25 protein-coding genes are annotated in these 26479 nt (G+C 66.1%); 14 read left to right on the top strand and 11 right to left on the bottom strand.

Annotated elements, in window-relative coordinates; genetic code table 11:
* Positions 1–124: 124 nt before the first annotated feature.
* The 9 genes from U4Y88_RS21410 to U4Y88_RS21370 all read left to right on the top strand — a co-directional run bounded on the left by U4Y88_RS21410 (position 125) and on the right by U4Y88_RS21370 (position 8815).
* Positions 125–598, top strand: coding sequence for a hypothetical protein (locus tag U4Y88_RS21410; protein ID WP_321786168.1), 474 nt, complete (start codon positions 125–127; stop codon positions 596–598).
* Between the two features lie 430 nt (positions 599–1028).
* Complete coding sequence (locus tag U4Y88_RS21405; RefSeq protein ID WP_321786167.1) at positions 1029–1733, top strand: NAD(P)H-dependent oxidoreductase; 705 nt, start codon at positions 1029–1031, stop codon at positions 1731–1733.
* A gap of 383 nt (positions 1734–2116) precedes the next feature.
* Positions 2117–2344: a transcriptional regulator gene (locus U4Y88_RS21400; RefSeq protein WP_205994927.1), complete on the top strand. Its 228-nt coding sequence runs from the start codon at positions 2117–2119 to the stop codon at positions 2342–2344.
* Positions 2345–2480: 136 nt separating this feature from the next.
* Positions 2481–3401, top strand: coding sequence for a ferritin-like domain-containing protein (locus tag U4Y88_RS21395; RefSeq protein ID WP_310632795.1), 921 nt, complete (start codon positions 2481–2483; stop codon positions 3399–3401).
* A gap of 187 nt (positions 3402–3588) precedes the next feature.
* Positions 3589–5052 carry an indoleacetamide hydrolase gene (gene iaaH, locus U4Y88_RS21390; RefSeq protein WP_310632794.1) on the top strand — a complete coding sequence of 488 codons (1464 nt, stop codon included), beginning with the start codon at positions 3589–3591 and terminating at the stop codon, positions 5050–5052.
* Positions 5053–5320: 268 nt separating this feature from the next.
* Positions 5321–5596: a FeoA family protein gene (locus U4Y88_RS21385; protein ID WP_224014435.1), complete on the top strand. Its 276-nt coding sequence runs from the start codon at positions 5321–5323 to the stop codon at positions 5594–5596.
* A complete protein-coding gene (gene feoB, locus U4Y88_RS21380; RefSeq protein WP_321786165.1) occupies positions 5593–7458 on the top strand; it encodes a ferrous iron transporter B in 1866 nt (621 codons plus the stop codon). Before U4Y88_RS21385 ends, feoB begins: the two co-directional genes overlap by 4 nt.
* Positions 7455–7745: a DUF6587 family protein gene (locus tag U4Y88_RS21375; RefSeq protein WP_224014439.1), complete on the top strand. Its 291-nt coding sequence runs from the start codon at positions 7455–7457 to the stop codon at positions 7743–7745. Before feoB ends, U4Y88_RS21375 begins: the two co-directional genes overlap by 4 nt.
* Positions 7746–8026: 281 nt before the next feature.
* Positions 8027–8815 (top strand): CDP-diacylglycerol diphosphatase, encoded by a 789-nt coding sequence (locus tag U4Y88_RS21370; RefSeq protein WP_321786163.1) that lies wholly within the window; start codon positions 8027–8029, stop codon positions 8813–8815.
* A 64-nt stretch (positions 8816–8879) separates the two neighbouring features.
* On the opposite strand, the gene U4Y88_RS21365 is transcribed toward U4Y88_RS21370, so the two are convergent.
* Positions 8880–9395, bottom strand: coding sequence for a MarR family transcriptional regulator (locus U4Y88_RS21365; RefSeq protein WP_321786161.1), 516 nt, complete (start codon positions 9393–9395; stop codon positions 8880–8882).
* A gap of 66 nt (positions 9396–9461) precedes the next feature.
* Here U4Y88_RS21365 and U4Y88_RS21360 point away from each other — a divergent pair, with 66 nt between their 5' ends.
* Positions 9462–9947: a carboxymuconolactone decarboxylase family protein gene (locus U4Y88_RS21360; RefSeq protein WP_310632789.1), complete on the top strand. Its 486-nt coding sequence runs from the start codon at positions 9462–9464 to the stop codon at positions 9945–9947.
* A gap of 129 nt (positions 9948–10076) precedes the next feature.
* Here the strand turns inward: U4Y88_RS21360 and U4Y88_RS21355 are convergent, their stop codons facing one another.
* From U4Y88_RS21355 to U4Y88_RS21340, 4 genes are read right to left on the bottom strand one after another with little or no spacing between them, the layout of a single operon-like run.
* Positions 10077–12086, bottom strand: coding sequence for an acetyl/propionyl/methylcrotonyl-CoA carboxylase subunit alpha (locus U4Y88_RS21355; RefSeq protein WP_321786159.1), 2010 nt, complete (start codon positions 12084–12086; stop codon positions 10077–10079).
* Between the two features lie 34 nt (positions 12087–12120).
* The gene (locus U4Y88_RS21350) at positions 12121–12906 is read right to left on the bottom strand and encodes an enoyl-CoA hydratase/isomerase family protein (protein WP_321786280.1); all 786 of its coding nucleotides are present in this window, start codon (positions 12904–12906) and stop codon (positions 12121–12123) included.
* 43 nt (positions 12907–12949) lie between these two features.
* Positions 12950–14557, bottom strand: a complete 1608-nt coding sequence (locus tag U4Y88_RS21345; RefSeq protein WP_224014449.1) for a carboxyl transferase domain-containing protein — start codon at positions 14555–14557, stop codon at positions 12950–12952.
* Positions 14558–14597: 40 nt separating this feature from the next.
* On the bottom strand, positions 14598–15779 hold the full coding sequence (locus tag U4Y88_RS21340) for an isovaleryl-CoA dehydrogenase (protein ID WP_321786157.1): 1182 nt from the start codon (positions 15777–15779) through the stop codon (positions 14598–14600).
* 223 nt (positions 15780–16002) lie between these two features.
* Between U4Y88_RS21340 and U4Y88_RS21335 the strand changes: the two genes are divergently transcribed.
* Positions 16003–16722, top strand: a complete 720-nt coding sequence (locus U4Y88_RS21335) for a TetR/AcrR family transcriptional regulator (RefSeq protein ID WP_224014452.1) — start codon at positions 16003–16005, stop codon at positions 16720–16722.
* A 46-nt stretch (positions 16723–16768) separates the two neighbouring features.
* Entirely contained in the window at positions 16769–17791 is a 1023-nt protein-coding gene (locus tag U4Y88_RS21330) for a DUF2891 domain-containing protein (RefSeq protein ID WP_321786155.1), read from the top strand.
* Between the two features lie 2 nt (positions 17792–17793).
* On the opposite strand, the gene U4Y88_RS21325 is transcribed toward U4Y88_RS21330, so the two are convergent.
* The 6 genes from U4Y88_RS21325 to U4Y88_RS21300 form a co-directional block, all read right to left on the bottom strand.
* Positions 17794–19296: a chemotaxis protein CheW gene (locus U4Y88_RS21325; protein WP_321786153.1), complete on the bottom strand. Its 1503-nt coding sequence runs from the start codon at positions 19294–19296 to the stop codon at positions 17794–17796.
* A 52-nt stretch (positions 19297–19348) separates the two neighbouring features.
* Complete coding sequence (locus U4Y88_RS21320) at positions 19349–19846, bottom strand: chemotaxis protein CheD (RefSeq protein ID WP_224014455.1); 498 nt, start codon at positions 19844–19846, stop codon at positions 19349–19351.
* Positions 19833–20684: a CheR family methyltransferase gene (locus U4Y88_RS21315; protein WP_224014457.1), complete on the bottom strand. Its 852-nt coding sequence runs from the start codon at positions 20682–20684 to the stop codon at positions 19833–19835. The genes U4Y88_RS21320 and U4Y88_RS21315 overlap by 14 nt, the downstream gene beginning before the upstream one ends.
* Before the next feature lie 16 nt (positions 20685–20700).
* Positions 20701–22398: a methyl-accepting chemotaxis protein gene (locus U4Y88_RS21310; protein ID WP_321786151.1), complete on the bottom strand. Its 1698-nt coding sequence runs from the start codon at positions 22396–22398 to the stop codon at positions 20701–20703.
* Positions 22399–22811: 413 nt separating this feature from the next.
* A complete protein-coding gene (locus tag U4Y88_RS21305; protein ID WP_321786149.1) occupies positions 22812–24386 on the bottom strand; it encodes a DUF3443 family protein in 1575 nt (524 codons plus the stop codon).
* 14 nt (positions 24387–24400) lie between these two features.
* Positions 24401–24865: a DUF2844 domain-containing protein gene (locus U4Y88_RS21300; protein ID WP_310632780.1), complete on the bottom strand. Its 465-nt coding sequence runs from the start codon at positions 24863–24865 to the stop codon at positions 24401–24403.
* A gap of 644 nt (positions 24866–25509) precedes the next feature.
* Here U4Y88_RS21300 and U4Y88_RS21295 point away from each other — a divergent pair.
* Positions 25510–25899, top strand: a complete 390-nt coding sequence (locus U4Y88_RS21295) for a hypothetical protein (RefSeq protein WP_321786147.1) — start codon at positions 25510–25512, stop codon at positions 25897–25899.
* Positions 25900–25918: 19 nt separating this feature from the next.
* A complete protein-coding gene (locus tag U4Y88_RS21290) occupies positions 25919–26449 on the top strand; it encodes a glycine zipper family protein (protein ID WP_321786145.1) in 531 nt (176 codons plus the stop codon).
* The last annotated feature ends 30 nt before the right edge of the window (positions 26450–26479 follow it).

Here is a 26479-nt window from a genome sequence, read left to right as displayed (position 1 = left end):
GCCGGCCATCCGTGCCGCCCGGTTGCCGTACCGGGCACCGCCGCCTTCGGGCGTGCCCGCCAGCCCGCGCTTTGCGGGGCCGGTGCGGTCAGGCGGGGCAGTTCATCAAAACGGAGATCACGACGTGCGATTCATCTTGACGGGGAGCTTGCTGTGCGCCCTCGCATCCACCGCGCTCGCTGGGGAACACTACATCGAGATCTGGAATCCGCCCGAGGCGAGAACGCCCGGCGCGCATCCCGCGAGGACCGACAAGAAAGCGCACGCGCATCACGGCGCGAAGCACAAGCTCGCCAATAACGACCGCCTCGGCACCCGCAAGATCGCCGAACCGGCGTTGCGCGACCCGGCACCCACCGTGCCGGTCATGCCGGGCTCCACACCCATGCTCACGAAGCCGGAACCGGGCACGCTGCCCGCCATTCCGCCGCAGATCGGCCCCGACGGCAACGTGCTGCAAGTCAACTACACCGTGCCCACTCGCCGCGCGCAAAGTCCGCTGATGGCGCTGCCGACCGTGCCTGTCGCGCGTGCTTCGATGCAGCCTGCCACGCAGTCCACGACGCTTCAATCCGCCGCTTCGCGCGCGCCGCAGTAAGCCGCGCAAGAAGCACCGCAACAAGCCGCGCAGTCGATCCACATCCGGCACGCCGCGCTTTCCTCGCCTGGCCCTCTCCCGAGACACAAAAAAAGCGGCCCCGCCACCTTGCGGTGCGGGGCCGAATCCCATGTCAAGGAGATGTCATGGAGGAGACGGTTTCATCGTACCGATGACCCGCCCGCGCCCCAACCAATGCTTTCGCATATGCATATCGCGCGCGCGCCGCAGGTGCGAACCCGCCGCGACGGCATATGGTTAGAACAAAAAGTCGTTTCGCGACGCGCCGCGCGCTCACTAAGATGACTGTTCCGGCCTGATTTAAGCCGCCCCAGCATCGGGCGCCAGGCGAGCGATCCGCCATGACCCGCGTTGCCGCGCGCCGTCATGTTTCGCACGCCGGGCCCATCGCCATTTCGAGGAGCACCCCTTGAGCACTTCCGATTCCAGACACCGTCCGCTCGTGGTCGGCATTGGCGGCACGACGCGCGCCGCGTCGTCGACCGAGCGCGCGCTGGCCTTCGCACTGCGCGGCGCGGAAGCCGCCGGCGCACGCACGCAGCTGTTCGACGGCACCTTCCTGCACAGCCTGCCGCACTACGCGCCCGAAAGCCCCACGCGCACCGACGCCCAGCTCCAATTGATCGAAGCCGTGCGCGCCGCCGACGCCGTGATCATCGCGACGCCCGGCTATCACGGCGGCGTCTCGGGCCTCGTGAAGAACGCGCTCGATACGCTCGAAGAACTGCGCGGCGACGCGCGTCCGTATCTCGACGGCCGCGCGGTCGGCTGCATCGTGACCGCCTACGGCTGGCAGGCCGCCGGTTCGGTGCTGACCTCGCTGCGCTCGATCGTGCACGCGCTGCGCGGCTGGCCGACGCCGTTCGGCGCGGGCATCAACACGCTGGAAACGCGCTTCGAGAGCGCGCACGAGTGCTCGGACCCGAAGGTCGTCGATCAGCTCGCGACGGTCGGCCAGCAGGCCGCGCAGTTCGCGCTCGCGTTCAACACGCGTCACACCGCATCGCAGACCGGCGCGGCGCTTGCTGCCGCCGGCGCATCGGCGTCGTCGACGTCATCGAGTTCGGCGGCACAGCCCGCGCGCAACGAAGACCGCCTGAGCGTCGCCGTTTGAGCGTCGCTTTGAGCGGATGAACGTTCCGCTCATCGCCTGAAAACGTCCGCGCCGCGCGCGCGGACGAGCGCGCCTTTCACACGTCCTGTTTGTCCCCTTCGTCTGATTCGTCCGATTCATCAGATTGGTCCCGCACGCCGCTGTGCGCGCCAGCGCACGCACGCGCGCGCGTTGCGTCGGTCAGCCCACAGACGGCGCATTGTGGCGGCGCCACATTGAAGCCGCCCACACGAACCCGCCTCATGCGAAACCTCATGCAGACCAAGCTGCTGATCGTTGCAGGCCGGACGTGATTAGCTTGCGACGAATGATTGGTTCCGCCCGCGCGATGGTGTCACTACGCTGGGGCCTGTTTACGCAAGCATCGACAGGATTCAGTGGCCATGCACGCAACCCTCCGCTACAAAGGCTACGAAGTCGCGCCCAGCGCGCAGCGGCTTCCGAACGGCCTGTACGCCGCCAATCTGACGATCGGCACGCTGCCGAGCACACGCCCGCATGCACACCGATCGTTCGACGCGCTCGATTACTTCTTCGAGGAGCGCCACGCGCTCGCCTACGCGTGCCGCTGGGCGCGCATGTGGATCGACGAGCAGCGCCGCTGCGCCTGATCCGGCCCGCTATCGCCAACGATCTCCAGCGATCTCCGACGATCCGGCGTGCGGCCCCTTCGTGCGCGCGGCAAGGCAAGATTTCTTACGAATGTGACAGAATAGGAGTCATATCACCGTCATTTTTACCGTATCCATGTCCGACACCCTGATGCATCGAGAGGTAGGCAGCGATCGCCTCACCGACCAGGACGCCGCGCTGCGTCGCTGGACTCACGACACGCCAGGGCCCATCAAGATCGGATCGGACGAGCACCGCAAGATGTTCTGCCGGATGTTGCTCGACACCCACGATCCGTACCGTCCCGCCGTGCTCGACTGGCCGAAGCTCGAACCCGACGCGCTCGGGCGCCTCACGTCGCTGCCGATCTGGGATATCGCCGTGCAGACCGAAGGCCGCGCGTCGATTCGCGTGAAGACTTACGCCGCGACCGTGACCGAACCGCTGCTGCGCGAAGCCATCGAAATGGACGGCGACGAGGAAGCGCGCCACAAGGTCGTGCTCTCGCATCTGGTGCAGGCCTACGGCATCGAACTCGCGCCCGAACCGCATTACGCGCCGCCGAAAGACGCCGAATGGGCGTGGATGTTCACGGGCTACAGCGAGTGCATCGACAGCTTCTTCGCCTTCGGCCTGTTCCGCTCGGCGCAGCGCTCGGGCTTTTTTCCGGCAGAACTGGTCGAGACTTTCGAGCCCGTGATTCAGGAAGAAGCGCGCCACATCCTGTTCTTCGTGAACTGGGTCGCGTGGTATCGCAAGACCATGCCGTGGTGGCGCCGTCCGTGGCACTCGCTGCGCGTGGGCGCAATCTGGATCAAACTGATATGGGACCGCGTGGCGATCGCGCGCGGCATCGACGCCGACGGCGTGGCGCACGACTCGAACTTCCTGCCCGCGAACCGCGAGGTGCTCGGCGATTCGCTCAAGCCGCGCGACATGATCGAGCTGTGCCTGAAGGAAGACACCGATCGCATGCGCGGCTACGATCCGCGCCTGCTGCGCCCGACGCTCGTACCCGCGCTCGCCCGGCTCGCGCTGCGCTTCATGAAGAAGTGAGCGAAGCCCTATAACAACGCGCGCGATTTCGCTGGCTTGCGCATGATTGTTGCGCGTGAGTTGAGTGCGTAACAGCGGTGCGAAACTGCGATGCGTAACTTGAGCGCGTAACAGCGGCGCATGAACCATGACGATTGCGCATGATCGCGCGCCGCGCCGCGCGACGGCCGCACGAGGAGGAGACTGCATGACCTGGACTGTCGACCAGTTGCTCGAACTGACCGCGACGCAAGCCGTCGACGCAATCCGCGCGGGCCGCCTCAAGGCCGCCGACTACGTCGCCACGCTGATCGCCCGCGCGCAGGCGCTCGAAAACCTCAACGCGCTCACCGCGCTCGATGTCGAAGGCGCGCTCGCGGCGGCGCAGCGCATCGACGCGCTCAGCGCGTCCGAACGCGCGCATCTGCCGCTCGCGGGACTGCCCGTGGTCGTGAAGGACAACATCAACACGCGCGGCCTGCCAACCTCGGCGGGCACGCCCGCGCTCGAAGGCTTCGTGCCCGCGCGCCACGCGCCCTCGGTGCAGCGTCTCGTCGATGCGGGCGCCATCGTGCTCGGCAAGGCCAACATGCACGAGCTGGCGTTCGGCATCACCAGCACGAATCTCGCGCCGCACGCGGGCCCGGTGCGCAATCCCTGGGATCCCGAACGAATTCCCGGCGGCTCGTCGGGCGGCACCTCCGCCGCCATCGCGGCGCGCATCGTACCTGCGGGACTCGGCACCGATACCGGCGGCTCCACGCGCATTCCGGCCGCGCTCTGCGGCATCGTCGGCTTGCGTCCGAGCGTCGGCGACGGCGGCACGCAGCGTCGCTATCACGATCCGCAAGCCGTCGTGCCGATCAGCCACACGCGCGACACCGTAGGCCCGATGGCGCGCACGGTCGCCGACGTAGCCCTGCTCGACGGCGTGATCACGGGCCACGGCCCGCTCGCGCAGGCGGCCGTCGCGAATCTGCGCATCGGCCTGCCCGCGCCGTTCTGGGAGGGCCTCGAAGCGGCCACTGAAGACGTCTCGCGCGCCGCGCTCGCGAAGCTCGCGGCGGCGGGCGTGACGCTCGTGCCGATCGAGATGGGCGACATCTTCGCGCTCAACGACCGCGTGAGCCTGGCCATCGCGCTGCACGAACCCATCGACGATCTACAGGCGTGGCTCACCGCCAATCACGCGCCGGCGCGCAGCGTGGCCGACGTGGCGGCGCGCATCGCGAGTCCCGACGTGCGCGAAGCCTACGACGCGATCCTCGCCGACGTGCGCGGCAGCGACTATCAGACGGCGATGACCGTCTGGCGTCCGCGCCTGCAGCAGCTTTACGCGCAGACGTTTTCGGCGAACGGGCTCGACGCGCTGCTGTTCCCGACCACGCGTCTTGCCGCCGTGCCGCTCGACGAAGTGAACGGCTCGTCGAGCGTGTCGATCGACGGCGGGCCGCCCATCGACGAGATGGAGGCGTATCTGCGCAACACCGATCCCGCCAGCAACGCGGGCATTCCGGGGCTCGCGCTGCCGTGCGGGCTCGTCGAAGGCGAAAACGGGCCGCTGCCGGTCGGCCTGGAACTCGATGGACCCGCAGGCAGCGACCGTCGTCTGCTCGCGATCGGTCTCGCATTCGAGCAGATTCTCGGCAGCTTGCCCGCGCCCGCCATCTGAGCCGGACTTTCCGGCTTTCTTTCGCTCGACTTCCGCCGCGCTTACGTCGTTTCGGCCATGCGCCGTCAGTCGTAAGCGGCGTCGGCGCGACGTGCGCCGCCCATTCATGTGACAAATTGGCGCACTCAATCGACCAAACCTTCGCCAAGCCCTTGCAGGGCGTCGCAACCTCGCCGCACGACGCGCGGATCTGATGCACTCCGCCGCACGCAAAGCGCATCGCCGCTACAATGAGAACAGTTCTCATTTCAAAACAGAAAGCTTCCCCATGCGTCTGACCGACCTTTCAAAAGGCGTAAGCGCCTTTGTCGAGCGCGTAGAAGACGCCTCCGCGCCCGACCCCATCGCCCAGCGCCTGCGCGACCTGGGCTTCGTTCCCGGCGAGCCCGTGCGCGTGGTCGCACGCGCGCCGTGGAGCGCCGACCCGCTGCTCGTGCAGATCGGCTCGACGCGCTTCGCGCTGCGCCGCGCCGAAGCCGAGCGCGTGACCATCCAGCTCGACGCCATCGACATCACGAACACCCAGGCAGGAACCGCCGCATGAGCACGCCGAACGCCAAGCCGCTGCGCATCGCGCTCGTCGGCAACCCGAATTGCGGCAAGACCGCGCTGTTCAATCTGCTCACCGGCGCGCGCCAGAAAGTCGCGAACTACGCGGGCGTGACGGTCGAGCGCAAGGAAGGCCGTTTCGTCACGCCGTCGGGCCGCAAGGTGCAACTGCTCGATCTGCCCGGCGCGTACAGCTTCGATTCCGCGAGCCCCGACGAGCGCGTCACGCACGACGTGCTGATGGGCCGCTATCCGGGCGAGGCGATTCCGCAACTGGTCGTCTGCGTGGCGGACGCGACCAATCTGCGCCTGCATCTGCGTTTCGTGCTCGAAGTGAAGCGCATGGGCCGCCCGGTCGTGCTCGCGCTCAACATGATGGACGCCGCGAAGCGCCGCGGCATCGTCGTGGACGTGGCGAAGCTCTCGCAGGCGCTCGGCATGCCCGTGGTCGAAACGGTGGCCGTGCAGCGCAACGGCGCGCAGTCGCTCGTCGCGCTGCTCGACCGCGTGAACACGGAAGACGCAGCGCCTTCGCAGGATGCAGCAGAAGACTCCGCAGCACAGGGCGGCGATCTTCACGCCGCCGTGCGCCGCATCCTCGCCGACGCGGTGACGATGCCGCGCGCCACCGACGCACGCGACGACGCCATCGACAGCGTCGCGCTGCATCCGGTGCTCGGCCCGCTGATTCTCGCGGTGGTGATGTTCCTCGTGTTCCAGGCGGTCTATTCGCTCGGCAAGCCGCTGACCGATTCGATCGGCGACGGCTTCGACTGGCTCGGCGGCATCGCGGGCGCGTGGCTGCCCGACGGCCCGCTGCGCAGCCTGCTGACCGACGGTCTGCTCACCGGCCTCGGCACCGTGCTCGGCTTCCTGCCCGAAATTCTCGTGCTGTTCTTCTTCATCCTCGTGCTGGAGGAATCGGGCTATCTGCCGCGCGCGGCCTTTCTGCTCGACCGCATGATGGTGTCGGTCGGCCTCACAGGGCGCTCGTTCATTCCGCTGCTTTCGAGTTTCGCGTGCGCGATTCCGGGCGTGATGGGCACGCGCAGCATCTCCGATCCGCGCGACCGGCTCGCGACCATTCTCGTCGCGCCGCTCATGACGTGTTCCGCGCGGCTGCCCGTCTACGCGCTGCTGATCAGCGCGTTCATCCCGCACCGCATGGTGTTCAGCGTGTTCAACCTGCAAGGGCTCGTACTGTTCGCGCTCTACGTGCTGGGCATCGTGGGCGCGATGGCGGTGGGCTGGGTGATGAAGCATCTGCGCCGCGACCGCACCGAACACGCGCTGCTGATGGAACTGCCGTCGTATCGCATCCCGCGCGCGCGCGACGTGGCGATCGGCCTGTGGGAACGCTGCACGATCTTCCTGAAGCGCCTGACCGGCATCATCCTCGCGCTGACCGTGATCATGTGGTTCGTCTCGACGTTCCCCTCGCCGCCCGCAGGTGCGACCGGTCCGGCCATCGATTACACGATCGCGGGCTATCTCGGCCGCGCGCTGCAATGGCCGTTTGCGCCGCTCGGCTTCAACTGGCAGATGAGCCTCGCGCTCATTCCGGCCTTCGCCGCGCGCGAAACCGCCGTGGCCGCGCTCGCGACGGTCTATGCCGTGGCAGGCGGCGACAGCGACGTGGCCGCGCTCGGCCACACGCTCGCGCAGAACTTCTCGGTGGCGAGCGCGCTGTCGTTGATGGTGTGGTTCGCATTCGCGCCGCAATGTATGTCGACGCTCGCCGTGATCCGCCGCGAGACGCGTTCGTGGCGCGCGGTAGTGGTGTCGTTCAGTTATATGTTCGCGGTCGCGTATGCGGCTTCGTTCGTCACCTATCAAGCGGCGAGGTATTTCCTGTGAGCGCGAACCTGCTGTTTCAATACGCCGTGATTGCGCTGCTCGTCGCGGCGAGCCTCTGGCAGGCGCTGCGCAAGCTCGCGCCGAAAACCGCTTCGCGCGTGCAGGCGGGCGCGGCCGCGCCGCTGCTGCGTCCGCAACGCGGCGCGTTCGCGCAACGCGTGGGACGCTGGCTGCAACCGAAAGGCGCAACGGGCGATTGCGGCGACGGCTGCGGCACGTGCGGCACCTGCGGGCCGTCCGACGCGCCCGCCGAACAGACGGTGACGTTTCATCCGCCGCGTAAATAAGCGCAGCGTAGGTCGATGAGTATGTCGATGAAATAGCGGCCCGCCGGAGCGATTCGGCGGGCCGCTTTTTTTTCGGCGTTTTGCATCACGGCTCGACGCGAAGTCCGCCTCTGCACACACGCCAGACACATCGTTCCGCTACACTCCCCGCAGCAAGGCCAGCCCGCGCGCTTCGAATCGGATCGGATCGAATCAAATCGGATCGAAGCCATCGACACAGCCAACCGCGCGGCCCGTTCACGATCGATATCGAATCGATCCACTTCGCTCCTTTCGCGCCGATGCGTCACCTTCCCGCTCTCGCCACTCTTCGCCGCTCGCCCATCGCAGCCTTGTCCGCCGTGCTGATCGCCGCCTTCGCCGTCACGGGCTGCGTGCGGCTGTCGACCTTCGACCCGAACGGACTCTGGAAAGTGGTGGGCGGCCAATGCGTGCCGAACGCGCGCGACAAGGGCGATCCCGGCCCGTGCACGACGGTCGATTTCCAGAAGCGCTATGCGGTGCTCAAGGACATCAACGGCCGCGCGCAATATCTGCTGATTCCGACCGACCGCGTTTCCGGCATCGAAAGCCCCGAGATTCTCTACGGCGGCTCGCCCGAATACTGGGTGGGCGCATGGGACGCGACGCGCTACGTCAACGCGAAGCTCAAGACCACGCTCGCGCCGACGCAACTCGGCCTCGAAATCAACGCCACGGAACGACGCTCGCAGAATCAGCTGCATATCCACGTCGATTGCATGCGCGCCGATATCGCCGATGCGCTCGCGCCTTATCGCCATGACGCGACCGGCACATGGCGCTGGGCCACGCTCGACGGCAAGCGTTATCGCATCATGCGTGTGACGAGTCTCGCCGATCGCAGCAATCCGTTCCGCGTGGTCGAGCGCGATCTGGACGCGAAGCAGAGCATGGGCGCGCAGACGATTCTCGTGACCGGCGCGGGCGCGGATACGGCACGCGACGGCTGGCTGATCGTCAACAGCGGGCTCGACGTGGAGAACGGTTCAGGCACCGCCGAAGGCCTGCTCGATCACGCGTGCAACGTCGCGCGCGCGCGCGCGCAATAAGCGCAATAAGCGCAAAGAGCGCAAAGAGCGCAATAAGCGCAATAAGGCCGCCCAGGAAATCCGCTCACGACGCCTCGCCGTCACGCGCGAGGCTCGCGAGCCAGCGGCGGATCACCTGCTCCTCACCCGGCGTGAAGCCGTCGATCATCTGCGCTTCGAGCTTCTTTACGCGCGCGCGGCATTGCTTGAGCAACGCAAGGCCCGCCTCGGTCACGCCGATCTGCTGAATGCGCCCGTGCACCGGATGCGGACGCCGCTCGATCGCGCCATCGCGTTCGAGATTGCCGACGATCACACTCACGGTCTGCGGCGTGAGCGCGGCGAGCCGCGCGAGGTCCGCGCCCGAAATGCCCGTATAGGCCACGAGCATCGTCAACACCACGAATTGCGGCGGCGTGATGCCGAGATCGGCCAGCGCGCGCTCCATGCGCAAGCGGTGCGCCGCGCCGGCCTGACGCAGCAGATAACCCAGATACCCCATCTCGCCGCGCTTGCCTTCGCCTGGCGCGGGAATCGCGGGTGTGCCAGGCGGCGTGCTTTCCGTCCCGATTTTGGCCGACCGCTTCGTCGTGTTGCGCATGATATCAGAGTTCGAATATGATGTTCGTGCTCTGATATTAACCGCCAACCCGCGCGAGGTCCAGTCATGTCCGGCACGTCTACCCGCATCAGCTATGAAACGTTCGCCCACGAAGCCCAGTCCGTGGTGGCCGGCCTCGTCACGATGAGCAAGGCCGTCGACGCCTCCGGCCTCGAAAAGCCGCTCACCGAATTGCTGAAGATTCGCGCCTCGCAAATCAACGGCTGCGCGTTCTGCATTCAGTACCACCTGAATATCGCGCGCGATCTGCCGGGCGAAGCGCTCACGCGCACGAAGCTCGATCTGCTCGCGGCCTGGCACGAAGCGCCCGAGCATTACACGGCGCGCGAACGCGCGGCGCTCGCCTATACGGAAGCGCTGGTTTCGCATCTGCACGAAGGCGTTAGCGACGCGCTCTACGCGGAAGTGGCGCAGCAGTTTCCCGGCATGCAGATGGCGTTTCTGACGTCGGCCATCGCGAACATCAACGCATGGAATCGCATTGCGGTCGCGCTGCGATTCGCGCCGCCCGTACCGAAGAACACGGCCTGAAACAACACAGCAAAAAAGAAGGCGTTCCGCTCTCGCGAAACGCCCCAGGGTCATACGCTCTCACGCGTCAAAACATCCGCCGCGACAGTCGCGGTAATCGCGGTAATCGCGGTAATCGCGCCAATCGCCTCATTCGGTTTCGAGCATCAGCAGTTGCGCGCCGTCCGCGACCTGATCGCCCACGCCGTAAAGCACTTCGGTCACCTTGCCCGCTGCCGGTGCGCCGATGGTGTGCTCCATCTTCATCGCCTCCATGACGATGAGCGGCGTGCCCTTTTCGACCACCGCGCCGGGCTCGACCAGCACCGCGATGACCTTGCCCGGCATCGGCGCCGTGAGACGCCCTTCGCCGTGCTCGGTGTCTGCCGCATGCGCCAGCAGGTTCTGCCATTCGAACGACAGCGCCGCGCCCAGACAGAACACATGAAACACGTCACCGTCGATGAACACGCGCCCCGTCACGCGCGTGTCGCCGACCGTCGCGCCGTATTCGTCCGCGCCCTGGCCACGCCACCATGTGAAGCGCTCGTCGCTGCCCGCGCAGGCAATGGTCTGCGCGCCGCCGTCGTGCGCGAACGCCACTTCGATCGACGCATCGTTTTCCGTGTCGCGCCACGTGAAGGTCTGCGTGAAGCCGCTGTTGAGCCGCCAGTGCGCGAGCGCCTGCCACGGCGACGCCGTGTTCGACGCGCCGCCCTCCCGCCCGAGTAGCGCCGCGCACGCCAGCGCCAGCGCCTCGCGCAACGGCTTCCGCTGCGGCGCGAACAGCGCGTCGTGATGACGCTCGATCAGGCCCGTATCGAGATCGGCGTTCGCAAACGGTTCGCACGTCACGAGCCGATGCAGGAACTCGACGTTCGTGCTCGGCCCCACCACCTCGCAGGCTTCCAGCGCGCGCTGCATGCGCGCGAGCGCGTCGGCGCGCGTGGCGCCATGCACGATCAGCTTCGCGATCATCGGATCGTAGAACGGCGTGATCGTGTCGCCTTCGCGCACGCCGCTGTCGATGCGCACATGCGCGCGCTGCCCCGCGTCGCCGAGCCGGAACTCCACGCCCTCCGGCATGCGCAGATGCTTGAGCGTGCCCGTCGACGGCAGGAAGCCGCGCGCCGGATTCTCCGCATAAATGCGGGCTTCGAGCGCGTGCCCCGTCACTGCGAGCTGCGTCTGATCGAGCGGCAGCGGTTCGCCCGCCGCCACGCGCAACTGCCATTCGACGAGATCGAGTCCCGTGACCATTTCCGTCACTGGATGCTCGACCTGCAAGCGCGTGTTCATCTCCATGAAGTAGAAGCTCGCGCCCGTCATGATGAATTCGACGGTGCCCGCGCCCACGTAATTCACCGCGCGCGCGGCCGCCACGGCGGCTTCGCCCATCGCGCGGCGCACGTCGTCGGCGAGGCCCGGCGCGGGCGCTTCTTCGAGCACCTTCTGGTGACGGCGCTGCACTGAACAATCGCGATCGAACAGATAGACCGCGCCGCCATGCCGGTCGGCGAACACCTGCACTTCCACGTGACGCGGACGCTGCAAATACTTTTCGATCAGCACGCGGTCGTTGCCGAAACTGCTCGCGGCCTCGCGCTTGCACGACGCGAGCGCCGCGCCGAAATCCTCGCTGCGCTCGACCACGCGCATGCCCTTGCCGCCGCCGCCCGCGCTCGCCTTGAGCAGCACGGGATAACCCATCGCATCGGCTTCGCGCTGGAGCAGCGCGGGATCTTGATCGTCGCCGTGATAACCGGGCACGAGCGGCACCGCCGCCGCGTGCATCAGCGCCTTGGCGGCGGCCTTCGAACCCATCGCCGCAATCGCGTCCACCGGCGGCCCGATGAAGACGATGCCCGCTTCCTCGCAAGCGCGGCCAAAGTCTTCGTTCTCCGAAAGAAATCCGTAGCCCGGATGAATCGCCTGCGCGCCGGTTGCCTTCGCGGCGGCGATGATGCGCTCGATGCGCAAATAGCTCTGCGCCGCGCTCGCCTCGCCGATATGCACGGCTTCGTCGCAGGCGGCCACGTGCTTCGCGTTCGCGTCCGCATCCGAATACACGGCCACGCTTTTCACGCCGAGACGGCGGCACGTAGCCGCGACGCGGCAGGCAATCTCGCCCCGGTTGGCGATCAGAATCTTGTTGAACATGAATGGTCTCGCGATATCTGGGCTTGCACAGCAATCAGGCGCGCCAGCGCGGCGTGCGCTTTTCCAGGAACGACGACACGCCGTCGCGGCCCTCGTCGCTCGCGCGGATGCGGGCGATGCGCGCGGCCGTATCGGCGATCAGCGCGTCGTCGATGGGCGCGCTCGCGACGTCCTGCACGAGCTGCTTGCACTCGCGCACCGCGTTCGGGCTGTTCGCGCAGAGCGTCTGCGCGAGGCGCTGCACGGTGGCGTCGAGATCGGCGGCGCTCACCGCCTCGCTCACGAGGCCGAGGCGCAGCGCGGTCGCGCAATCGAAGGCCTCCGCCGTGACGAAATAGCGGCGCGATGCCTGCTCGCCGAGCGCGCGAATCACATACGGCGCGATGGTCGCGGGCATCAGACCGAGGCGCGCTTCGGAGAGGCAGAAGTTCACCGTGTCCGCGGCCACCACGATGTCCGCCGTGCAGACGAGGCCCATGCCGCCCGCGTAGGCGTCGCCCTGCACGCGCGCGATCACCGGCTTCGGGCAGCGATACACGGCCGCGAGCATCTGCGCGAGGCCCATCGCGTCGGCGCGATTTTCCGCGTCGGAATAGCCGGCCATCTTGCGCATCCAGTTCAGGTCCGCGCCCGCGCAGAAGGCCTTGCCGTTGCCCGCGAGCACGATCGCGCGCACGTCGTCGCGCGCGCCGAGCGCCGTGAATGCGGCGCTCACTTCGGCGATCATGGTTTCGTTGAACGCGTTGCGCACGTCGGGGCGATTCAGCGTGACCGTCGCGACGTGCTCCGCGACGTCGACGAGCAACGTTTCATATTGCACGTTCGGCATGTTTTGCATCGTCATGTCTTCTCCGTGGCTGCGCTCACATGCGGAACACGCCGAAGCGCGTTTCCTCGATGGGCGCATTCATCGTGGCCGAGAGCCCGAGACCGAGCACATCGCGCGTTTGCGCGGGATCGATCACGCCGTCGTCCCAGAGGCGCGCGCTCGCGTAATACGGGTGCCCCTGGCGTTCGTATTGATCACGGATCGGCTGCTTGAACGCCTCTTCTTCCTCCGCGCTCCACGCACCGCCCTTCGCTTCGATCCCGTCACGACGCACCGTCGCGAGCACCGACGCGGCCTGCTCGCCGCCCATCACCGAAATGCGCGCGTTGGGCCACATCCACAGGAAACGCGGTGAATACGCGCGCCCGCACATGCCGTAGTTGCCCGCGCCGAACGAGCCGCCGATGATCACCGTGAACTTCGGCACCTTCGCCGTGGCCACCGCCGTCACCATCTTCGCGCCGTTGCGCGCGATGCCTTCGTTCTCGTACTTGCGGCCCACCATGAAGCCCGTGATGTTCTGCAGGAACACGAGCGGAATCTTGCGCTGGCAGCACAGTTCGATGAAGTGCGTGCCCTTGAGCGCCGACTCCGAAAACAGAATGCCGTTGTTCGCGACGATGCCGACCGGATGCCCCCAGATATGCGCGAAGCCCGTGACGAGCGTGGTGCCGTAGCGCGCCTTGAATTCGTCGAAGGCCGAGTCGTCGACGATACGCGCGATCACTTCGCGCACGTCGAAGGGCTTGCGCGTATCGACGGGAATCACGCCGTAGAGACTTTGTGCGTCGTAGCGCGGCGGCAGCGGTTCCTTCAACGCGAGCGAAGGCGTCTTGACGCGATTCAGATTGCCGACGATCGAACGCGCGATCGCGAGCGCATGCGCGTCGTTCTGCGCGAGATGATCGGCCACGCCCGACAGCCGCGTATGCACGTCGCCGCCGCCGAGATCTTCGGCGCTCACTTCCTCGCCGGTCGCCGCCTTCACGAGCGGCGGGCCGCCGAGAAAAATCGTGCCCTGATTCTTCACGATGATCGATTCGTCGCTCATGGCGGGCACATACGCGCCGCCCGCCGTGCACGAACCCATCACCACGGCGATCTGCGGAATGCCCTGCGCGGACAGATTCGCCTGGTTGTAGAAGATGCGGCCGAAGTGATCGCGATCGGGAAAGACCTCGTCCTGATTCGGCAGATTCGCGCCGCCCGAGTCGACGAGATAGACGCACGGCAAGCGGTTTTCCTGCGCGATTTCCTGCGCGCGCACGTGCTTCTTCACCGTGACGGGATAGTACGTGCCGCCCTTCACCGTGGCGTCGTTGCAGACGATCACGCACTCCTGGCCCGCGATGCGCCCAATGCCGGTGATGACGCCCGCACCCGGCGCGTCGTCGTTATACATGCCGTAGGCGGCGAGCTGCGAGAGTTCGAGAAACGGCGTGCCCGGATCGAGTAGTTGCGCGATGCGCTCGCGCGGCAGCAGCTTGCCGCGCGACACGTGTTTGTCGCGCGCCGCCGCGCCACCGCCGAGCGAGAGCTTCTGGATCTTCTCGCGCAGGTCGGCGACGAGCGCATCGAGCGCGGCGGCGTTGGCCTTGAAATCGTCCGAGCGCGGATTGAGCTTCGATTCGATGATCGGCATCGGGGCTTCCTGTCTGAATCGTTCTGGGCGATAGTTAGGATTACATCGTTTCCGCAAACAGTTCGCGGCCGATCAACATGCGGCGAATCTCGCTCGTGCCCGCGCCGATTTCGTAGAGCTTCGCGTCGCGCCAGAGACGTCCGACCGGATACTCGTTGATGTAACCATTGCCGCCGAGAATCTGAATGGCTTCGCCCGCCATCCACGTGGCCTTTTCGGCGGTGTAGAGAATCACGCCCGCGCAGTCCTTGCGCACCTGGCGCACGTGCTCCTTGCCGATCGTATCGAGTTGACGGCCCACGGCGTAGAGATACGCGCGGCACGCCTGATACGTGGTGTAGAGGTCGGCGACCTTGCCCTGAATGAGCTGGAATTCGCCGATAGCCTGGCCGAACTGCTTGCGCTCGTGAATGTACGGCACGACCGAATCCATGACCGCGGCCATGATGCCGGTGGGGCCGCCCGCGAGCACGGCGCGTTCGTAGTCGAGCCCGCTCATCAGCACCTTCACGCCGCCGTTGAGCTGACCGAGGATATTCTCTTCGGGTACGTCCACGTCCTGAAACACGAGTTCGCCGGTGTGCGAGCCGCGCATGCCGAGCTTGTCGAGCTTCTGCGCAACCGAAAAGCCCTTCATGCCCTTTTCGACGATAAAGGCCGTGATGCCCTTCGCGCCCGCCTGCGGATCGGTCTTCGCATAGACCACGAGCGTGTCGCAATCCGGGCCGTTGGTGATCCACATCTTGGTGCCGTTGAGCACGTAACGGTCACCCTTTTTCTCGGCGCGCAGCTTCATGCTGACCACGTCCGAGCCTGCGTTCGGCTCGCTCATCGCGAGCGCGCCCACGTGCTCGCCGGACAGGAGCTTCGGCAGATATTTGCGCTTTTGCGCTTCGGTGCCGTTGCGGTGAATCTGGTTCACGCAGAGGTTCGAATGCGCGCCATACGACAGACCGACCGACGCCGACGCGCGCGAGATCTCCTCCATCGCCACCATGTGCGCCGTGTAGCCCATGTTCGCGCCGCCGTACTCCTCCGCGACGGTCATGCCGAGCACGCCCAGGTCGCCGAACTTGCGCCACAGATCCATGGGGAACTGGTCGGTGCGGTCGATCTCGCCCGCGCGCGGGGCGATCTCCCGGGCCGCGAAATTCGCAATGCTGTCGCGCAGCATTTCGATTTCTTCGCCGAGCGGGAACTGCAAACCGGGTACGTTGCTCATCTGTCTGTCTCCTGTGTGCGGGCGCGGGCCTGGCCGCGTGGGGCGCATGCTGTCCTCTTCGTCACACATTTCACGCCACATTTACGTTAACGTCAATAGGGGATTTTGAGCATCACTCAGATTTCGGATTTAGCGTGCGTGGAGCCGCCATAAACGCCTTGAATCGTCGACGGAATCGTGCATAATCGGCGGCAAATCCGCACAGAAGTGAATCTGACTCAGAATGACCGCCACCGCCCATCCCGTCCTGCCCGCGTCGCGCCGCCAGCCGGCCGGGCGCAAGTCCCAGCAGCGCGTCAAGGAGATCCTCGAAGCGGGGCGCGCGGTGTTCTCCGAAAAAGGCTACGCGCGCGCCACCACGGCCGAGATCGCGCAGCGCCTGGGCATTTCGGAAGCCACCGTGTTCAGCTATTTCCGCGGCAAGCGCGAACTGTGCGCGCGCGTGATCGGCGACTGGTACGACGAATCGATCGAGGCGATCGAAGCCGGGCTGCCGCGCGACGGCACGGTGCATCAGCAGTTCACCTTCATCGTGCGCATGCATCTGCAACTGATGCTGGAGAGCGGCACCGGCATCTGCGAACTCGTGCTGTCCGAGGGGCGCACGCGCCATCACGATCTGAGCGAGGCGCTCGTGGAAATGCAGCGCCGCTACACGGCGCCGCTCATGCGCGTGCTCGCGCGCGGTCAGGAATGCGGGCAGATTCGCAACGACATGCCGCTGCGTCTGCTGCGCTCGCTGGTATTCGGTCCGATGGAACACGTGCTCTGGGACGCGACGCTCGCCAATCGCCGCACCGATATCGCGGCCACCGCCGAACAGCTCGCCAACGTGTTGTGGAGCGCGCTGCAACCGCCCAACATCGAACTGGCTGCGCTCGCGCAATTCAGTCAGGACGTGGGCGAGGCGATGCGGCGGCTGGAGCGCGAACGCACATCGTGAAGCGCTGAGCGAATCACGCTAAGCTGGCGCTCTCGCGACATCGCCCATGCACGCCACGCTCATGTCCACGCTCACCGCTTCGCAGGCCTCGCGCTTCGCCTCGCTCGCACTCGCGCATCTCACGCGCGAATATCCGAACAAGCTCACCCACGCACTCGCGGGTCCGCAGGACGTGCAGACGCCGCGCGCGCTGCATCCGGTGTTCTACGGCAGCTACGACTGGCATTCGTGCGTGCACGGCTACTGGCTCATTGCGCATCTGCTCGACCGCTTCCCCGATCTACCGGAAGCGTCGCGCATCGTCGCCGTCATCGACGAACATTTCACCGATGCAAACATGGCCGCCGAGCGCGCCTATCTCGACCTGCCGCATAACCGTGGCTTCGAGCGTCCGTATGGCTGGGCCTGGTTGCTCGCGCTCGCCGCGCAACTGCACGCGACGACGACGCCCGAGGCCGCGCGCTGGTCGCGCGCGCTTGCGCCGCTCACGGAGACCTTCGTCGAGCGCTTCGAGGAATTTCTGCCGATATCGACTTATCCGCTGCGCGTCGGCACGCATTTCAACACGGCGTTCGCGCTCACTCTCGCGCTGGATTTCGCACGCCAAACGCAGCGCGACTCGCTGGCAACACTGATTGAGCGAACCGCACGACGCTGGCATGAAAACGATGCGGATTGCCAGGCATGGGAGCCGTCTGGCGACGAGTTTCTGTCGCCGTCATTGATGGAAGCGGTGTTGATGAGCCGCGTGTTGCGCGCCGATGAATTCGCACCGTGGTTCGCGCGCTTTCTGCCCGCGCTGGCGAATCGCGAACCCACCACGCTCTTTATCCCGGCTACAGTGAGCGACCGCAGCGACGGCAAGATCGCGCATCTCGACGGCCTGAATCTGAGCCGCGCGTGGTGCCAGCGCACGCTCGCGCGCGCCTTGCCCGCGAACGATCCGCGCGCCGATGCGTTGCGCGAAGCGGCGCAGACGCATCTGGACGCGGCGCTCGAACACGTTGCGGGCGACTACATGGGCGAGCACTGGCTCGCCACTTTCGCCACGCTCGCACTCGACGCCTGAATTCAAACCGTCGCGGCTTCCTGCGCCACGCGCTCGCACAACGACGCGGGATCGAGCAGCATCAGCGTGCCCTGGCCGGGCAATTCGACGGCCTCGCGCATGTCGCTGCGCACGTTCGCGCCCGCCGCGCGCGTGAGCATGGCGGGCATCGCGAGTTGCGATCCGCTTTTCAGCGTCACGATATCCTCGACGGAATCCACAAGGAGTCCGTATTTGTCGCCGTGATGCTCGACGATCAGGATCTTCGCGCGCGACAGATCCTCGTACGGCGGCATCGCGTACATCGCACGCACGTCGATCACCGTCACGAGCACGCCGCGCAGGTTCAGCACGCCGCGCACGAACGCAGGCAGGCCCGGCGTCTTCACCGTGTCGTGGCGATAGTCGATCACCTCGCGCAACTCGGTAATCCGCACGCCGAGCAACTGGCCGATGCGGAACGTCACGAGCGTCTGACGCGTGCCCGTACCGCGTTTTTGCGCGACGCTGGCCGTCTCCGTGGCCTTGCGATAGAGATCGCGATGCCCCGCCGCGAGCGACGACACGCGCGCGTTCGCGTAGAGCGCATCGGCGTTGACGAGCAGGACGCCGCTCGCGCCTTCCGCGCCTTCCGCCGCGAGATAGCCCGCGAACAGCGAACGATGCGCAGCGCCGTAAGACGGCATCGGCAACAACTCGTCCTCGCGATAGGCGACGATGCTCGCCACTTCGTCGACGAGCAAGCCGAAATACAGATCCTCGCGATGCAGGATGACGATGCGCCGGTCATCGGCCGACGTCGCGCCCTCCGGCGCGCGCGCAAAGCCGAGGAAGCGGCCGAAATCGAGCACCGGCACGGTCGCGCCGCGCAGATTGAGCATGCCGATGCACACGTCGTCGGCGAGCGGCGACTGCTGGAGCGCGGGCACGCGAATGATTTCCTGGATCGCGCCCATCGGCAATGCGAGCGCGGTGCCGCCCACCTTGAACGAAACGTTCTGCCGCCGCTGCCCTTGCTGCGCGCGGCGCTCGATCGAGCGCGCGGCGGGCTCGGCCAGATGCGGCACGTCGCGCAGACGCAGCAGCGCGTCGGCGGACAACACCTGCAAAATGCGCTCGCCGCCATCGAGCTTGAGCACCGCGCCGATCGCCGAAGGCGCGCTGCCCTCGGCCATCTCGATCGCGATCACCTGCTCCTTCGGCACGCGCAGGATTTCGCCGGTCGCGTCGAATTGCAGGCCCACACGCCCGCCCGCCGCTTCGACAATCGCGATCTTGCGCACGCCCGTCACGCCTTCGTCGCGCAGATTCAGCAACTGGCGCAGATCGACCACGGGAATCAGCGTGCCGCGCAGGTTGAACAGGCCGAGCAGATACGACGGCGCGAGCGGCACCGGCGTGAGCGTGCCCGGATGATTGACAACTTCCTGGAGCGACGCCACGGGCAACGCCAGCTCGGTGCCCGCGAGGTGAAACGACCCGTATAGCTCCAGCTTGCCGCCCACCGCCAGCGCACGATGATTCATCGTGAAGCTCCTTGATTCGTTATGCGAACGACTTTTCAGCACTCACGCGCGTTCATGCCGGACGCGTGAAGTGGCGCACGGCGTAATGATGCTGTTCGCAGTCGATGGTCAGTTGACGCCCGCACTCGCCGCCCACGTCGACATGCACCACGCGCACGCGCGCGCCCGCCAGCAGATTCTGGGCCATGCGCACGTTGAGATCGCCGATCGGCTCATGAAGCGTGGTGCGGTGATGCATCATGTTCGCGCCGCCCGCGAGCACCGCTTCGATTTCGCCGTCCTGCGCGGCGTCGGCGCCCATCATCGCGATCAGCGCGGGCAGCGCCTCGACCACGTATTTCGCGCCGTTGCCCGTCTGCGCCGCGCCCGGCGCGCGCGTGCTGCCCACGGGCTGCGGCAGCAGGCAATGCGCGAGTCCATACGTGCCGCGCGCGCGCCACAACAGGCCGATGCCCACGCACGAGCCGAGCGTCGCGCGCAGGATCTTCGCGTCGTCCGCACTGCTCACCGCGATCTCGCACATCCGCACTTGCACGTCACGCGTGCTCATGGTCGCGTTCCTCGTTGTGGTTTCCGTTGCGATAGATGAGCGGCTGCTCGAAGGTAAAATCCGTCGCCATGCGGCTCAACGATTCCGACTCGCCGACGATCAGCACAGCGTCGGGCCGCATCGCGCGGCGCACGTTCGCGAGCACCGCCTGTTGCCCTTCCTGATCGAAATAGATCAGCACGTTGCGCAGCAGCACCAGATCGAACAGGCCGAGATCGCGCGGCAGCGCGTAGAGGTTGTGCTGCCGGAACGCGACGTTCGCACGCAGCGCATCGGTCACGCTCGCGCATTCGCCGTCGCTGCGCAGATACTTCTGCGCGAGCGCGGGATGATGCAGGCGCAGGCCTTCGAGACTGCGGCCCTGGTAGCGGCCCGCGCGCGCGGTGGCGAGAATGCCGTCCGAGATATCGGTGCCGACGATCGCGTAGCGAAACGACGGCTGGCGCGCGCGAAATTCCTCGCAGAGCATGGCCGTGGACCACGCTTCCTCGCCGCTCGACGCCGCCGCCGACCAGATGCGCAACGGCGCGCCCGTCTGCTGCGAATACCAGTACGGCAAGAACGCTTCGGACAGATACTCCCAGATGCGCGGCGTGCGGAAGAACGAAGTCTCGTTGGTCGTCACGAGGTCGATGAAATCGCGCACTTCGTCCACGTTGCTGTCGAGCACCTGAAGATAGTCGCGATAGTCGGGCAGGCCCAGCGCCATCACGCGCCGGCGCAAACGGCCCTTGAGCATGGTCCACTTGCGCTCGTTCATGGCGATGCCGGTGTGCCGCCTCACCTGCTCGAACAATGCGCGCTGCACCGACGCTTCGGCATCCTTATCGATATCCACTGCTGCCTCCTGCCCGTCAAACGACGAAGCGCGCAACCGTCGTGTCGAGTCCTTCCGCGCCGCCCTTGAGCGATGCCGCTGCGCGCGCGATGGTGTCGCACGCGCCCGCTGACTTCTCGGTCTCCTCGGCCACCTGCTGGATCGCGGCGGCCACTTCGCGCGCGGCGATCAACTGCTCGTCCGCGCCGCAGGAAATTTCGGAAATGGCTTGCGTCGTGCGGCTCACGCCCGAGAGAATGCGCTCGAACGCCTCGCCCGCCTGCTTCGAGATCTCGCTGCCTTGCGCGACGCGCTTGACCGATTCGTTGATGAGCTTGGAGATTTCCTTGGTCGCCTGCGAGGAGCGTTCGGCGAGCTTGCGCACTTCGTCGGCGACCACCGAGAAGCCGAGGCCGTGCTCGCCCGCACGCGCGGCCTCGATCGCCGCGTTGAAGGCGAGCAGATTGGTCTGACTGGCGATCTCGCCGATCACCTTGACGATCTCGCCGATATCTTCCGACGAGCGGTTGATCAGCTCCATCGATTCGATCGAGCGGCCCACCGCTTTCGCGCCGCGCTCCGCTTCCTGCTGCGTGTCCTTGGCGAGTTGGTCCGCGCCGCGCGAGTTGTCGGCGATCGAGTTGATCGATGCGGTCAGTTCCTCGATCGAGGCGTTCATTTCCTCGACCGTCGCGCCGAGCAGTTGCGCGCCGCCCGCAACGGTGTCCGCGCGCGCCGCGATGTCCTGCGACGAATCCTTGAACGTGCCCGCCGACTCCACCACCTTGCCGATCACGCTCGAAAGGTCGCTCATCATGCTCTTGATGCCCGCCGCGAGCTGGTCGATGGGATCGTCGCCGGTCACGTCCACCTTGCCCGTGAGGTCGCCCGCCGCCGCATTGCGCACCACGTCGAGCAGCGTCGCCACCTTGCGCTGGTCGCTTTCTGCGCGGCGCTTCACGCTCTCTTCGAGTTCGACTTGCGCGCTCACGTCGTTGGCGAGCTTCACGACCTTGTAGAGGCGGCCGTTCACGTCGAAGATCGGGTTATAGGTCGCCTGGATCCACACCACGCGGCCGCCCTTGCCGACGCGCTTGTAACGACCCGCATCGAATTCGCCGCGATTGAGCTTAGCCCAGAATTCGGCGTAGTCGGGACTGCACGCATACGTCTCCTCGCAGAACATGCGGTGATGCTTGCCCTGAATTTCGTCGAGCCGATAACCGAGCGTGTCGAGAAAATTCTGGTTCGCCTGCAGCACGATGCCCTGCGTGTCGAATTCGATCACGGCCTGCGCCTTGTCGATCGCGCGCAGACGGCCTTCGTACTCGGCATGTTGCTGCTTGATCGCCGTGATGTCGGTGGCGAACTTGATGACCTTGTACGGTCGGCCGTCCTCGCCGAACACCGGGTTGTACGATGCGTTGATCCAGATTTCGCGGCCGTCGCGGCCCAGACGCCGGTATTCGCCGCGATCGAATTCGCCGCGGGCGAGGCGCTCCCAGAACAGGCGATACGCTTCGCCGCGCGCATAGTCAGGATCACAGAACATTCGATGGTGCTTGCCGCGCACTTCTTCCAGCGTATAGCCAACGGTCGCGAGAAAGTTCTCGTTGGCGTGCAGGATGATGCCGTGCAGATCGAATTCGATCACGGCCTGCACGCGATTGAGCGCAGCGGTGACCGCGCTCAGCTCGATGAGTTCGAGCTGACGCTCGGGCGTCGAATGTTCCATCGTTATTTCCCTCGTGGTCGTGGCGCGCAATTCACATCAAGCGTGCAAATCGCACGCTGCTCTCAGTAATTTTTTCTGCCCTTAAAAATTCGCATTTTCTAATCGGGCAAAAGGACCGGCTTCTGGCGGCTAGTCCTACCAGCGCTATAACGGCCCACAATCTGGAGACCTTGACTAAGGGTTTCCTCTGAGGCAAACGTTTGGTTTCGTCGATTTTTTAGGGCTATATCGGAGAAGGATAACCGGCTTACAAATACATGATTGAACTTTGCACACTGTGCGAATAATCACCGGAATAAATCATGCTTTGCAAATACGTTTTACATTTTTAATGAAAACCTTTTCAGCGTAATTTGAATAAAAAAGGCGCACCAGATGAGTGCGCCTTTTATGCCAGTTAATTCAGAGCGGATTTAACGCGCGGCGAAACTCACATAAGGCCCCGTGACGCTCCCACCCGAGCGCGTCCCTTCGATGCCGTACCAGACGCGCCGGCCATAGAGGAACGGCATGCCGAGATCGAGCGTTTGCGCGAGGAACGAGCCGATCGTGCTGAACGCCATGAATTTCGTCGACAGCAGCGTGCGCGCGTTGTCGATGCCCATGCTGGCCGTTGTCGCCGCGCCCGTGACGTCGGACAGTGCGAGCGAGCGCTGGATCACCGAAACGGGCGCATAGAAGCCTTGATATTGCGGCAGCGCCCAGTCCTCGAAACTCAGCGTGTTCGAGCCCGAGTCGATGAAGGCGGCCACGGTGGCGCCGCCCGCGACGCTGCCGAGGAAGTTGCCCCAGCGGTCGGTCGTGAGGATCGTGGCGGCCGCGCCCGGCAGCGCGTTGTTCGACTGGGTGCCGACACCGAAGATGACCGTGCCCGACGCCGTGAGCGCGCCGCTCGCGTCGATCGCGGGCATATCGACGATCAGGCCGTTGTTGTCGACCGGGAACAGCGCGACGGGATTCGTCACCTGGCTCGCGAGCGGCATGGCGATGGGCGTGGCCGGCGCGGCGTCCGCGTAGTAATAGCCGGCCTGCGCCGTGTTCACGCAAGCCGCGCCGCAGTCCTGGCGCGCGACGCCCACGCCGAGAATGCCGTTCGCGCCGAGCGCCCTCACCGTATTGAGCGACGAGTTATAGACGCACGACGACGGCGCGCTCGACGCGATGGCCGGGTCGCCGATCACCTGAATCGGCACCGAGGCGGCGACTTCGCGCGAGAGTTTCACGTCGGCGCTACGCAGGCTGCCCCACGTGTAGCCCGAGCCGAACACGCCGCACGCGGCGACGTTGTTGCCGCTCGCGGCGTCGCGCTGGATCGGCAGCGCCGCCAGCGTGTCGGACGGGATCGTCGACGCGTAGAGGCGCAGGCCGAACGAGCCGGTATCGAGCAGCACGTTGTCGATCGTCGCGCACTTCGTCTGGGCGCTGCTGCCTGGCTGGCAGATCGTCACGCTCACGAGCGGGAAATTGAGCACGCTGCTCGCCGACGACACGCGCACGGCGATCGTGTTGCCGATGTCGGCGCCAGAGCCGCTGTCCGAGCTGCCGCCGCTCGACGAACCGCTGCCGGAGGTGTCGCCGCCCGAAGTGCCGCCGCCGGAGGTGCCGCTGCCGGACGTATCGCCACCCGAAGAACCTGAGCCCGAAGAACCTGAGGAACCCGACGAGCCCGAACTTCCCGACGATGTGCTCGATCCCGAGCCCGAATTGCCGCTCGTCGAATTGCTGTTGCCGGAGCCGCTGCTGCCACCGCTGCCGCTGCTACCGCTATTGCCGCTGTTGCCACTGCTCGCGGAACTGCCGGAGCCGGACGTTCCCGAGTTCGTGCCCGAGTTCGTCCCCGAACCCGAAGCGCCGCTGCCCGACGACGTGCTGCCATTGGACACCGCCGCATTGCCCGACGCGTTATCGCCGTCACCGCCTCCACCGCCGCCGCAGGCCGCGAGTGCAACGCTCAGCGCGAGCGCCGACGCCATAAGAATCTTGTTCATCGTCTCGCTCCCGCTCATTGAATTTGATCTGCGTTCATGCCTTGCGGCAGCGCTTTCGGCAGCCACGCGCGGCCCGTCAGCGCACCCATGTGGCCGCCCGCTTCGACGGCCAGATCCGCACCATGCATCGAGACGGGACCATGACCGCCGCCGCGCGCGGCGCGGGCGTCGGCGAGACCTTTTTGCCACGCCGGAAAGTAGCTGCCGAGCAAGCTCTCCAGCGAACCGACGCGCGGTCCGCGCCACGACACGGCGAACACCGTGCCCGCGCTGTCGAGATATTCGTGAATCACGGTGCCGTTATCGAGCGTGGCCGTGGTCACCGTGTAGGACGCGGCAACGCCGTTCGCGGCCGCCATCGTGCGCACGGCAGGCGCACGCTGTGCCGACGGATAAGCGGGCGCGCCGCCCAATCCGGCCCACACGGGCGCGGCGCTCATGACGGTGCAAGCCATCACGCCCATCAGAAAATTCTTCACGTTTGTAGTCCTTATTAATTTTCACGAAGAGGGTCACGCCGATCACGCGGCGGTCGGTCAGTCTAAGTGGCGCATTCGCGTCTGCCTTGCGTAGCGAATCGAAATGACTATTCGACTTTTTCGCGAGCGCGCGCTGCATCCGCAGCGAACTCCCTGCAAGCCCGGCCACGCGGGCAAGGGCAGCACATCAACAAGGGAAAAAGTCGATCGAGTCGGACCGAGATCGAAGCATGCGCACACACCTTGATGCGCGCACCTTGACCCGTCGATACGGTGTGGATTTCAGATCAATCGTGGAGACTTCGGCGATTTTTTCGGTTTGACGCAGACGCCAGGCGGATCCACCATCGGCAAAAACCCCGCATCTCAAATATCCAAATGTTACCGACAGACACCTTACGGCGCGAAAGCCGGCCGCGCGCGAACCGGACAGGACGCGGCCGAAGCGTGCCGATACGCCCATGAAGCCGGAGCTTGTCCGCCGAAGGGCGCTTGACCGGCGCCTGAGCGGCACCCTTCGTCACCCGGTTGTAACAACTCGAAAAAACCGTACAACTCGCGTAATTGCATTGAACCCCGCGTTGTCATAGCGTCTCACCATGCGCGGGCTGACCGGCCCGGGACCATCCGTACTGGAGATCGTTGTGAGAAGGTCGAAATTGATTCTCGGGGCTGCCGTGACCGCCATCGCCTGCGTGAGCGGCGCGGCGAACGCGGCGCACGTCGGCGTGTTCATCGGCGGCGGCGTGCCGTATTACTACCCCGTCGCACCCGTGCCCTATTACTACGGCCCGCCGCCCGTCATCGTCACGCCGCCGCCTCCGCCGCCGCCCGACTACGTCGAGCAAGGCCAGCCAGGCGACCCGGACGCGGTCTACCAGCAAGGTCCCGCCGACGGCCCGAACGGCGTCGCCGCCGGCCAGAACGGCGACACCTGGTACTACTGCGACGCCTCCAGGACCTACTACCCGTACGTGAAGCAATGCGCGTCGGGCTGGCGCTCGGTGCCCGCCCAGGTGGCCCCTTCGAACTAACTCACCCAACGAGCTGCACATGAAATCGACTTATCTCGCGGTGCTTGCCGCGGCGGGGCTCCTGAGCGCGTGCGCCGTGGTGCCGACCGGCCCGAGCGTGATGGCGCTGCCCGGCACCGGCAAGACCTTCGACCAGTTCCGCAACGACGACTACAACTGCCGCCAGTTCGCCTTCCAGCAGGTCGGCGGCGGCGCGACCAATCAGGCCGCGACGAATGCGGGCGTGGGCAGCGCCGTGGTCGGCACCGCGCTCGGCGCGGCAGCGGGCGCGGCGTTCGGCGGCGGCCAGGGCGCGGCCATCGGCGCGGGCGCGGGCCTGCTCGCGGGCAGCGCGGTCGGCATGGGCAACGTGCAGGGCTCGGCCTACGACGCGCAACGCCGCTACGACTACGCGTATCTCCAGTGCATGTACGGCAACGGCAACCGCATTCCGGTCGCGGGCCGCATGCAGACGCAGCAGCCGTATCAGACACAGGCGCAACCGCAGCAGCGTTATCTGCCGCCGCCTCCGCCGGGCTCGCCGCCGCCCCCGGCGGATGGTGCGTACTGACGTTATCGCGCTCGCAAGCGCATCGACGGC

Source organism: Paraburkholderia sp. J94, from assembly GCF_905220285.1.
Classification (GTDB): domain Bacteria; phylum Pseudomonadota; class Gammaproteobacteria; order Burkholderiales; family Burkholderiaceae; genus Paraburkholderia; species Paraburkholderia tropica_A.
This window is presented reverse-complemented; position numbering and strand designations above follow the sequence as displayed.